8 protein-coding genes and 1 tRNA gene are annotated in these 11,070 nt (G+C 56.0%); 4 read left to right on the forward strand and 5 right to left on the reverse strand.

Annotation, left to right across the window (positions count from 1 at the left end):
- The coding region (locus tag QE270_RS07290; protein WP_300037369.1) for a DUF808 family protein at positions 1-259 on the forward strand (259 nt) is incomplete at its 5' end.
- A 60-nt stretch (positions 260-319) separates the two neighbouring features.
- Here the strand turns inward: QE270_RS07290 and QE270_RS07295 are convergent.
- The 3 genes from QE270_RS07295 to QE270_RS07305 all read right to left on the reverse strand — a co-directional run bounded on the left by QE270_RS07295 (position 320) and on the right by QE270_RS07305 (position 2,681).
- Positions 320-395, reverse strand: a tRNA-Trp gene (locus tag QE270_RS07295).
- Between the two features lie 79 nt (positions 396-474).
- The gene (locus QE270_RS07300; RefSeq protein ID WP_300037372.1) at positions 475-1,848 is read right to left on the reverse strand and encodes a glutamate--cysteine ligase; all 1,374 of its coding nucleotides are present in this window, start codon (positions 1,846-1,848) and stop codon (positions 475-477) included.
- Positions 1,849-1,937: 89 nt separating this feature from the next.
- Positions 1,938-2,681, reverse strand: coding sequence for a 16S rRNA (uracil(1498)-N(3))-methyltransferase (locus QE270_RS07305; protein WP_300037375.1), 744 nt, complete (start codon positions 2,679-2,681; stop codon positions 1,938-1,940).
- Between the two features lie 101 nt (positions 2,682-2,782).
- Here QE270_RS07305 and ubiA point away from each other — a divergent pair, with 101 nt between their 5' ends.
- Both ubiA and QE270_RS07315 read left to right on the forward strand, forming a co-directional pair.
- Positions 2,783-3,694 carry a 4-hydroxybenzoate octaprenyltransferase gene (gene ubiA / locus QE270_RS07310; RefSeq protein WP_300037378.1) on the forward strand — a complete coding sequence of 304 codons (912 nt, stop codon included), beginning with the start codon at positions 2,783-2,785 and terminating at the stop codon, positions 3,692-3,694.
- A 12-nt stretch (positions 3,695-3,706) separates the two neighbouring features.
- The gene (locus QE270_RS07315) at positions 3,707-4,726 is read left to right on the forward strand and encodes an aldo/keto reductase (protein ID WP_300037381.1); all 1,020 of its coding nucleotides are present in this window, start codon (positions 3,707-3,709) and stop codon (positions 4,724-4,726) included.
- 53 nt (positions 4,727-4,779) lie between these two features.
- On the opposite strand, the gene QE270_RS07320 is transcribed toward QE270_RS07315, so the two are convergent.
- Together QE270_RS07320 and QE270_RS07325 are read right to left on the reverse strand one after the other, a co-directional pair.
- Positions 4,780-6,243, reverse strand: a complete 1,464-nt coding sequence (locus QE270_RS07320) for a Ppx/GppA family phosphatase (protein WP_300037384.1) — start codon at positions 6,241-6,243, stop codon at positions 4,780-4,782.
- Positions 6,240-8,429, reverse strand: a complete 2,190-nt coding sequence (locus QE270_RS07325; protein WP_300037387.1) for an RNA degradosome polyphosphate kinase — start codon at positions 8,427-8,429, stop codon at positions 6,240-6,242. The genes QE270_RS07320 and QE270_RS07325 overlap by 4 nt, the downstream gene beginning before the upstream one ends.
- Before the next feature lie 139 nt (positions 8,430-8,568).
- On the opposite strand from QE270_RS07325, the gene QE270_RS07330 reads away from it, so the two are divergent.
- Positions 8,569-11,070: TonB-dependent receptor (locus QE270_RS07330; protein ID WP_300037390.1), on the forward strand; the 2,502-nt coding region annotated here is incomplete at its 3' end.

Raw genomic sequence — 11,070 nt, forward strand, 5'->3', positions numbered from 1 at the left:
AGCGATTGGCCGCTTTTTGGTGCAGGGCATGCCAAAATTGCTGACCGCGCTGTCAACGGTGGGTACGGCCGCGATGCTATGGGTTGGCGGGCAGATTATCGTCCACGGCTTTGGCATCCACCCGGCGGAGTTTTTGGGCCTATATGAAGGCGCGCTCGCGTGGGTCGCCGATGCGGCAATGAGCGGCGTCGTCGGTCTTGCCATCGGCGCGGTGATTGTGGTGGTGTATCATCAGGTGACTAAGCGCAAGGCGCATTGAGTTTAGTTAAGCCGGCCAGGCAGGCCAAGGGCCGTAAATACCTGTAAAAGCGAAAGAAAATGGCAGGAGTTGGGGGACTCGAACCCACGGCCCTCGGTTTTGGAGACCGATGCTCTACCAACTGAGCTAAACTCCTGCACTTCGCATTGCTGCGAAGAGTGGTGCCTTTAACGCCGATATGCGCACGGGGCAAGTCTGCTTTCGATACTAATCGATTAGAAGCTCATTTCGTCATAGACGCGCGATACATCGCCGCCCCATTCACCATGAAATTTGTCGAGCAGCTGTTCAGCGACGGTTTTGCCGCTGGCGACGATTTCGCGCAATGGGTCGAGATATCCGGTTTCATTGTCGCCGCTGCTGTTCAGGCAGTTGCGGGCAGCCAAGCCAGAAGATGATATATCCAATATGCGGCCAGCCAGATCCAGCAGCTTGCCACCGCCAGGAATTGCTGCGTTCAATCCTTGCGCTGGAACTGCACTGCGCAGCGTTTCGCGCTCTTCCATGGTCCAATGCTTTACCTCGTCCCATGCAGCATCAAGGGCAGCTTGATCATAGAGCAAGCCGACCCAGAAAGCAGGCAGCGCGCAAATGCGGTTCCATGGGCCACCATCGGCGCCGCGCATTTCCAAAAAGCTTTTCAGGCGCACTTCAGGAAAAGCGGTCGACATATGATCTTCCCAGTCGCTCACCGTGGGTTTTCCCCCCGGCAGAACCGAAAGTTCACCCTTTAAGAAGTCGCGGAAATCCAGCCCCGCCGCGTCAATATATTTGCCGTCACGGTAGACGAAATACATCGGCACCTTCAGCATATAATCGACATATTGTTCATAGCCGAAATTGGCGTCGAACACGAATGGCAACATGCCCGTACGCTGTGGGTCCGTGTCGGACCAGATATGGCTGCGGTAGGACAGGAGCCCGTTTGGTTTGCCTTCCAAGAAAGGCGAATTTGCAAACAAGGCGGTGGCCAGGGGCTGAAGCGCAAGCGACGTGCGGAACTTATGCGCCATGTCGGCTTCGCTTGAATAATCAAGATTGACCTGGATCGTGCACGTGCGCAGCATCATATCAAGGCCCATGCTGCCAACACGTGGCATATGGCGCAGCATGATGTCGTAACGGCCCTTGGGCATGACGGGCAGTTCGGCGCGTGTCTTGTCTGGCCAAAGCCCAAGGCCCAAAAAGCTGGTGTTGGTCTTGTCACCAATGGCTTTCACCTGCTTCAAATGCCGCCCGGTCTCGGCGCAGGTTTGGTGCAGATTCTCAAGCGGCGCACCCGACAGTTCAAGCTGACCCGCAGGCTCAAGACTTATGGCACCGTCGCTGCCGCTCATCGCGATAACTTTGCCGTTCTCGTGCACAGGCTCCCAACCGAACTCGGTCATCGCCATTAGCAGATCGCGAATACCGCCCGGTTCATCATAAGACGGCGCATGGTGGTCACTGCGGTTATAGACAAATTTCTCATGCTCTGTGCCAATGCGCCAGCGGTCCTTGGGCTTTTCTCCCTTGGCAATCGCAGCGACCAATTGATCGCGAGTTTCGATAACGGGATCTTTAAAGTCCGAAGTTGTTTTTGTGCTCATGCCGGCCGTTTAGAAATGTCACCGCGATATTGCCAGCAGATTTATGTGGTCATGTCATACAGTATTGAACGGGTAAGTCGCGGCATAAGCTAAGCCGACCAATCGCCGTTCTTGGCCATCCAAACGGAAATAGCAGTGACCGCGGCGGTGTCGGCGCGCAATATGCGCGGGCCAAGCGATACTGGTCGCGCGTTGGGATGTGCGCGGATGGCCGCATTTTCGCTGTCTGTGAAGCCACCCTCTGGCCCGATTAATACCGCGCCGGGTCCGGCTGTAATGGCGTCCAGAAACGGCTCTCCACCGCGTTCATCGCAGAAATAGAGCGTTCGTTCGGCTGGCCATTTTTGTAATAGCGCCTCAATCCGGGTGAGCGTTGCAATCTGCGGCAACGCGGTGCGCTCACATTGCTCGGCGGCTTCAATCATATGCACGCGCAGGCGGTCGTCCTTGACCTTATCCACTACGCAGCGTGCGGTCAGCACAGGCACAAAGCGCGATACGCCAAGCTCACATGCTTTTTCCGCGATCCAGTCGAAACGATCCTTTTTAAGGAGCGCCTGACAAATCCAAAGGTCCGGGCTGAGTTCACGATCGCGCAACTTGCTATCGACTGTAAGGTCAAGGTCGCGTTTGCCCAGATGTGATATCGTCGCAAGATATTCGCCGGAAATATCGTCAAACAGCTTTACTGGCGCACCCTCTTTCAGGCGCATGACGCCTGTAAGGTAATGCGCGCTGTTGCCAGAGATGTTCAGGGTCGCGCCCGCGGCCAGCGGTTGTTCCACAAACAACCGTGGTGTCGATTTTGGGGGCCAGGCGGGTGTTGCGGGCATGTCTCGTGTCTACCCGCAAATAGGGCTGCCGTCATCTCCCAACTGAACCCGCGCCAACTTCGCAGATGACGCGCAGGATAAATTTTGGCAGTGCCGACGCGATGACATCGAATCTTGTCCCCGACAGCGAGCATAGCGGCATCATTGGACTGCTGCCGGTCAAGCTGCGCGCATTGGCCCTTTTGGCGCGATTGGACCGGCCCATTGGCTGGTGGCTGTTGTTCTGGCCCTGTATATTCGGGCTGGCGCTATCGGGTGGGCTCATATCACGCTGGGACCTTGCTTTGTGGATGCTGCTGGGCGCGATCGTGATGCGTGGGGCGGGGTGCGTATATAATGATATCGTGGACCGCGATCTGGATGCGCAAGTCGCGCGCACGGCATCGCGGCCATTGCCCAGCGGCGATATTGGCGTGCAGGCGGCGTGGGCGTTTTTGCTTGGCTTGTGCGCGATTGGCCTGCTGGTGCTTATCCAACTGCAGGGGGCAGCGCAGATTGCCGCCTTGGGCAGCATCCTTCTGGTTGCGGCATACCCGTTTATGAAGCGCATAACTTGGTGGCCGCAGCTTTGGCTTGGGCTGGTTTTTAGCTGGGGTGCATTGGTCGGCTGGGTCGCCATTACTGGAGAGGCCAATGCTGCGATGTTCTGGCTTTATGCGGGGACGATATTCTGGGTCGTTGGCTATGATACGATATATGCCATGCAGGACCGTGAAGATGATGCGTTGGTCGGGATTAAATCGAGCGCCTTGCGGCTTGGCGGCAACGTCCGAGCAGGTGTGGCGGCATTCTATGTTTTGACGCTGCTCGGCTGGGGCATGGCGATTTGGAGCATGCGGCCCGAAAAGCAGGCTTTGGTCGCGCTCCTTCCCGTCGCCTTTCATTTGGGCATGCAGGTCGCATCGCTGAAATCTGATGGCAACAACGCGCTTGGCCAGTTCCGTTCAAACCGCGTTGCTGGGTTGCTGGCCGCGCTTGCATTTTTGGTTGTTGGTGCAGCCGGACAATATTAGGGAGAGAGAATTATGGGACATCGTCGCATAGGCAAAAGCGCCATTTACGTGTCCGACATCTGCATGGGCACCATGACTTTCGGGTCGCAAACCGATGAGGCGGAGGCGCATCGCATCCTCGACAAATGTTTGGATGCCGGCATCAATTTTTTCGACACAGCCGAAGGCTATCCCGTGCCGCCAGACATTAAATGGGTTGGCCGGACCGAGGACATTATCGGCCGCTGGATGAAGGGTAAGAACCGCGATGCCATCATCATGGCAACCAAGGTTTCGGGGCCAAGCCACACATGGTTCAAATCGCCCAAGCGCGGCGGCATGACCACACTTGACCGCCACAATATCATCACCGCAGTCGAAGAAAGCCTGCGCCGCTTACAGACAGATTATATCGACCTGTATCAGACGCATTGGCCCGACCATGGCCTTGCTTATGATGAAACGATGGAAGTGCTCGACGAACTGGTACGGTCGGGCAAGGTGCGCGTATTGGGTTGCTCCAACGAGACAAGCTACGGCCTGATGAAGTCGTTGGCGACATCGGAGCGCCTTGGCGTCGCGCGCTACGAGAGCATTCAGAACAATTTTTCCATAAACAACCGCCGGTTTGAGGACGAGTTAAAGCAAGTCTGCCGTCAGGAGGGCATTTCCCTGCTGCCTTATTCGCCCTTGGGTGGCGGCGTATTGTCCGGCAAATATCTCGACGGCGCACGCCCGGAAGGCGCGCGTTTCTCCCGCTATCTCGAAATGGCCGGATCGCGCCAAGTCGAAATGGCACAACGTTTTGCGGGACCACGCGCGCTTGAAAGCACGATGCGGATTGTCGCGATTGCACAAGAGGCGGGCATGTCACCAGTGACGCTAGCGACCGCTTGGTCGAAACAGCATGACTTTGTCGCCTCGACCATGGTCGGCGTGAGCAAAGAAGATCAATTGGACGACATCTTCGCCGCGATTGACCTGAAGCTGAGCGATGAAGTGATGACCGCGGTGCACAAGGTGACGAAAGAAATACTGTACCCGATGGGGTGAGAGCGTGATGGGGGAGGGGGGAAACCCTCCTCCCGCAACCCGCCAAACTTAGTTCAGCCTATAATCGCCGTCTGCGCATAGCCCAGCGCTTCGCCCAGCGCTTGCAAACGGCGCGAGACGCTGTTGGACTGTAGCCGCACGGCCGAGCCGTTGAGGTAGAGCCGAAGCGTCGCGCCATCGCCGTCGAGACGACTGTCGCCAAGTGCGCCGCCGGTGCCGCCATCAAGGCGGTGGGCAACGCGAATGGCAAGGCCCCAAATTACCGCTTGGGCCAGCGCCTCTGGTTTGGCCAATGCCATCAGCGTTTCGGGAAGGGGGCGCTTTCCGGCGTGCACCGTCCATAAAGCCGCAGCGATGACGGCGCGGTCGCTGGCGCTGACGCCGGGCCAGCTGCCGTCAAGCGCCAGGTCAAGCGCATGGTCGGCGCGATATTCGGGGTTCACGTTCCACACGCTGTCGGACAGCAAGCACGCCGCGCGGCACAACCGCGCATCATGCGTGCTTTGCTCGGCAAAGACCGGCGCAATCCATTCGGCAAGGGTATCGCCGTGAAAGGGAAAGCGCCCAAGACGTTCGCCTTCAAAACGTGCTGCGGCAATTAATGGGTCTTGCTTGCGTTCGGCGGGCGTCAATTTTTCAAACAACAACCCCTCGCGCAGGCCATAGATGCTCGTTACGAGCTTGCTTGGCTTCAATAATCCGACAATGCCACCCAACAATGTGGTCGCCCCCGGCAGTTCGGAAATGCGGCCCGCTGCGACCACGTTGGACCGCGTTAAGGCGTCCCTGTCTTGGGTAAGCGGGGCGAGCAAGTCTGGAGCCTCTGGCGGCATTTCATAATTGGACAATATCGTCAGCGGATAACCGGTTTCATGCATGTGCAACCGCGCAAAACTGCGCCATGAACCGCCAATCATGTAAAAGGGCAGGCCGGTTTCAATCGGGAAGGCGAGCTTGCTCATTGTCTTGGCAATATCATCGCGCAACATTGCTACGACCTGCTTGGCCGATTTGCCCATTAGGATATCGTGCCGCAATGTGCCCAGCGGCAGCGATACGGGCGCGCCCAATTTGCCATCGGCGATGCGGATAAGCTCAAGACTGCCGCCGCCAAGGTCGCCAACATAGCCATTGGCGAAGGGATTATCGCTCAGCACGCCATAGCCGGCCGCCGTTGCTTCGGTATTGCCATCAAGCACATCAACCCGAATACCAAGCGCGGCTGCTTTTTCGACTAACTCATGCCCGTTTTTGGCTTCCCGCGTTGCGGCGGTTGCGACCACGCGCATGCTGCCCACCTGCATCGCGCGGGCAAGCGTTTCGAAGCGCGCGAGTGCGGCCAGCGCTTTTTCCATCGTCGCTTTGTCAATTTCACCATCGCCAGCGAGGCACGCCCCAAGCTTTACCCTACTTTTTTCGTTGTAAATGGGCATGGGCGCACGTGGCAGCCCCGCGTACACAACGAGCCGAACGGTATTTGAGCCAATATCTATGACGGCCTGACGCACCGCCTTCATCTTTGTCGGACGAGGCTCAGCGTTGGAACCTTCTTGTCATCTGCGAGCGCGCCTCCGCGCCCTGAAAGCGACGCATTGGTCATAAAATAATGATGCAGATTAAATGGCATGCTTCCGGCTTTCACCCTCTCATAACGTCCATCCGAACGCAGCATCCAGCTTTGCTGATTGTCGAGGAGGTTTGCAACCATAACCTGATCAAGGATTTGGTCATGCACGGTAGGGTTCTCAATCGGCAGCATATATTCTACGCGGCGGTCGAAATTGCGCGACATCCAATCTGCCGAAGAGATGAAGACTTTGGCATTCGGGTTCGGCAAATCTGCGCCATTGCCCATCGCCCAAATACGGCTGTGCTCAAGGAAGCGCCCAACAACGGACTTCACGCGGATCCGCGACGACAGCCCCTTAACGCCCGGCCGCAAGCAGCAAATGCCGCGCACCACAAGGTCGATTTCGACGCCGGCCTCGCTCGCCTCATATAATTTGTCGATGACGGCCTTATCGACCAAAGAATTGAGCTTTGCCCAAACGGCACCGGGCCGTCCCGCGGCGACATGGGCAATTTCATCGTCAATCAACGACATGATTTTTTCGCGCAAGCCCAGTGGGCTCATGGTCAACAGCTTCAACTCTGTTGGCGGGATATAGCCAGTTATGTAATTGAAAATCTGTCCGGCATCATGGCCCACGCGCGGGTCAGCGGTGAAGAAGCTGATGTCGGTATACACTTTGGCGGTGATTGGGTGATAATTGCCGGTGCCCAAGTGGCAATAGGTCCGGAACCCATCTGCCTCGCGGCGGACCACTAAAGAGATTTTGGCATGCGTCTTCATATCGATGAAGCCGTAAACGACTTGTACGCCAGAATTCTCAAGCTGCGATGCCCAATGCAGATTTTGCTCTTCGTCAAAACGCGCCTTGAGCTCGACAATCGCAGTCACCGATTTTCCGGCCTCGGCCGCTTCACACAAGGCGCGAATGACGGCGGATTGCTTGCCGGCACGATACAGCGTTTGTTTAATCGCCACGACGTCCGGATCCAACGCTGCCTGCTGCAGAAACGCCAGTACAACGTCAAAGCTCTCATAGGGGTGGTGGATAACGATGTCTTTTTGGCTGATTGCCGAAAAACAATCGCCATCATGTTCCAATATGCGTTCAGGGAAGCGCGGGGAGTAAGACGGGAATTTGAGGGTAGGTCGGTCTTCGTCAACCAATTGCCCGAGGTCGCCAATGCCCAAGAAACCGACCGTTTCGACCACAATAGACGCGCCAGCGCCGAGCTCCGAACGGATTAATGTCGCCAATTCGCTTGGCAGGCCTTTTTCCAGCTTCAGCCGAATGATCCGCCCGCGACGGCGCCGCTTGATGGCGCTGCGGAAGTAGCGGACAAGGTCTTCAGCTTCTTCCTCAACCTCAATATCACTGTCACGGATAATGCGGAATGCGCCCGCTGCGACGAGTAGATAATCAGGAAACATTTGCCCGACGAAATGCTTGATCAGCGCCTCGATTGTCACGAACCGTGTGCCGGGACCGGGCAAGCGGATAAAGCGGGCGAGCGATTGCGGGATCAGCACCAATTGTCGCACGACTTCGCCATCATCCTTGCGGCGCATATCGAAGATAAGGCTAAGGCCTTGGTTGGGGATGAATGGAAATGGGTGCGCAGGGTCTAATGCTTGCGGGGTGAGAACGGGCAAGACTTGTTCGCGGAAATATTTGCCGACTTGCGCCTGCAGTGTCTTCCCTATTGCGGATGGTTGGACAACTTTAATGCCTTCGCCTCCCAGTTCCTTCATCAGCTTGCGCCAAAGCTTTTGCTGTTGAAACATCAGCCTGTCGGCAGCAGAAACGGTATCGGCAAGCTGTTCGGATGGCGTGCGGCCGTCAATCGACAATTCCTCAATCCGGCGCTGCTGCTGTCCGCGCAGGCCAGCCACGCGCACCATGAAAAATTCGTCAAGGTTGGTGCCCGAAATCGACAGAAAGCGCAGCCGTTCAAGCAATGGGTGTGCCGGGTTCGATGCCTCTTCAAGCACGCGCTCGTTAAATTTTAACCAGGAAAGCTCACGGTTGAAATAGAGCGCATCTGCTGGCGTTTTTCGGGCTTTCAGAATGCTTGTACCGGGCACGGGCTTCACGAACTTTGTTCCTTCTTCATTAATAAATCTTCGTGCCATGGAAACATTGCACATTTACGGCAGCTTAAACTCAAACTGTAACGGCATTGTCACCAATTTGTCATGGTAGATAAATGAAGTTTTCACAATCCCTGCCTAACGGACAAACCGATAAATCGGTATATCAGGGGTGAAATACATGCAAAATCGGTCCATAAAGTCGCACTTTTTTGTCCGCAACGCCTTGCTGGGCAGCGCTGCGGCACTCGCAATTCTTCCATCTTCAGCCATGGCGCAAACTGCGCCTGCGGCAGATGAAACGACTAATGAAGCAATCGTTGTGACGGGCTCTAGGCCAATCGCGGAATCAGAAGCGGCCGCTTTGCAAATACAGAAAAATTCGGACTCGCTCGTATCGGTGGTCTCGTCGGACGCGGCCGGACGGCTGCCGGACCAGAATGTGGCGCAGGCGACTGGCCGCCTTCCAGGCGTTGCGGTTGAGCGCGACCAGGGTCAGGCACGCTACGTCAGCATTCGCGGTGCGCCGAATTATTGGACCACCTTGTCGTTCGACGGCATCAACGTCGTGAGCCCAGAAGGCCGCGACGCCCGTTTGGATTCTATCCCTTCTGCGATTGCGGCGCAGATCATTGTCTCCAAAGCAGTGACGCCCGACATGCCGGGCGAGACAGTGTCGGGCAACGTCAACGTCATAACGCGGTCTGCCTTCGATTATGATGGGTTCCACTTCGCTGGCAAGGCTGGCTATGGCGTTGGCGAACTCGGCAACCGGCCGCAATATGAAGGTTCAGCCGTCGTGTCGACGCGCGTAGAGGCTGGCGACGGCGGTGAATTTGGCGTGCTTGTGTCGGGCAGCTATTATAAGCGCGACATGATCACCGACAATTTCGAGACCGATTATGAACGGGTCTCGGCGGACCAGCGTCCTGGTGCCGTTAGCCGGTTCTGGGCGCAGGAAACGGAAAACAAGCTGTATCGCTTAACCCGTCGCAACTGGTCGCTGTCGGGACGTATGGATTGGAAGCCTGATGCCGACAATATGATTTCGGTGCGTTCAATCTACACAACCTTTACCGATGACGAAATGCGCGACAATTTTCGCTTTGACCTTGATGATCGTCAGAGCGATCTCGTCGCCAATACCGCCGCCTGTGGGACAGCAGTGAACCCGACGCCAACCACAACCGGATATGCTGATGTCTGTATTGGCAACACCCCGTTTAAGGGCACCATCTACGGTATCGATATTCGCCAGCGTTCAACGTTACGCGCATTTGAACAGTCGATTTTCACCAATACTGTCGAAGGCACCCATGAATTTGGCGATGGCTGGAAATTGAACTGGCTTGGCAATTATACAGAATCGAAAGATGATCGTTCAGTAGTTGGGGAAACGACTTGGGATAGCCCAAGCACGCGAAACTTGCGTCCAACCGTAGCGTATGATTTTACCAATCCAAATTTCGCGCGCTTAGCTCTGTCAAACACAATCCAACTCAGCAGCCCGACACTATATCAGGCTGGCACGTCGGTTACCGATATCGACAGCTTCACCAAGCCACTGACGTCGCTGGCCGTACTTGACGCCGTTGACACGACAATAGCGTATACCGCAAAGTTTGTTGTCTCACGCGAAACGGAATTCTTGGGCGGAGATGCCGTTTTAAAGGCTGGCTTCCAATTTGACCAGCGCACCAAGACGGTTGATGAAAGCAGGATCTTGCTGAACACGGCAGCACAATTTGCAACGGTCGGTATCTCCACTACGTATAGTGGCTTTAGCCTTGATACGCCGTTCAAGGGCGAAATACCGATGGGATACACTTTCCGTTACTTCGATGCTGACAAAATGCGTGCAGCGAGCGAAGCCGCGCGCAAAAATTTCAGCTTCGCCCCCGCGACCGGAAATATATATGACGTGCGTGAGCAAGTTTATGCCGGATATGTGATGGCAAATGTTAAATATGACTGGGGTTCGGTTGTTGGTGGTGCTCGCGTTGAGCAGGTAAAAAATCGCGGTATCGCCGCGGCCACCATTGGCTCAGTCACCGCGCCAGTCACTGCAGAATCTGAGGGCACATTGGTATTCCCGAGCCTCCACCTGAACTTTGACGTACAAGATGACCAAAAGATCCGCCTCGGCTTTACCAGCGGTGCCGCGCGTGCAGATTATGACCAGCTTCGGCCCAACGTTGTCATAGACGACAGCAACGCGCGTGTTTCGGGTGGCAACCCTTCGGTCAAGCCTGAGCGTTCCTACGGCGTCGATGCATATTATGAATATTATATTCAACCGCAGGGCTATTTCATGCTGGGCGCATTCTACAAAAAGGTAGAAGACGTACTGTACACATCGCGCCGGGTTTTTGGCTCGAACGCTCTAGACAGCAATGGCATTGACCGTTCCGGCTATGCATTTAGCGGGATTACCAACGGCGGTTCGGGCCGCGTTATGGGTGTCGAAGCTGCGGCGCAACTCCAGCTTGATCCCTACACGGCGGACCTTGGGTTGCCTGACTGGATGGGCGGCTTCGGCATAACAGCTAATGCGACCTATAATGATAGCGAGGTCACGAAACCTGAGTTCGTCACCGTTCTGGGTACAGGTGCAGCACAAACCATTCGTATCGACACACCTGCGCGCAAGGTTCCGCTCCCCGGCACATCGAAGGTCGTTTAC

The sequence above is a fragment of the Sphingorhabdus sp. genome, assembly GCF_029865925.1.
In the GTDB taxonomy this organism is placed as follows: domain Bacteria; phylum Pseudomonadota; class Alphaproteobacteria; order Sphingomonadales; family Sphingomonadaceae; genus Sphingorhabdus_B.

Excerpts from the sequence above, each read along its gene's own strand:
- QE270_RS07300 (WP_300037372.1), bottom strand. The coding sequence starts at position 1,848 with ATGAGCACAAAAACAACTTCGGACTTTAAAGATCCCGTTATCGAAACT.
- QE270_RS07305 (WP_300037375.1), bottom strand. The coding sequence starts at position 2,681 with ATGCCCGCAACACCCGCCTGGCCCCCAAAATCGACACCACGGTTGTTT.
- ubiA (WP_300037378.1), top strand. The coding sequence starts at position 2,783 with ATGACATCGAATCTTGTCCCCGACAGCGAGCATAGCGGCATCATTGGA.
- QE270_RS07315 (WP_300037381.1), top strand. The coding sequence starts at position 3,707 with ATGGGACATCGTCGCATAGGCAAAAGCGCCATTTACGTGTCCGACATC.
- QE270_RS07320 (WP_300037384.1), bottom strand. The coding sequence starts at position 6,243 with ATGAAGGCGGTGCGTCAGGCCGTCATAGATATTGGCTCAAATACCGTT.
- QE270_RS07325 (WP_300037387.1), bottom strand. The coding sequence starts at position 8,429 with ATGGCACGAAGATTTATTAATGAAGAAGGAACAAAGTTCGTGAAGCCC.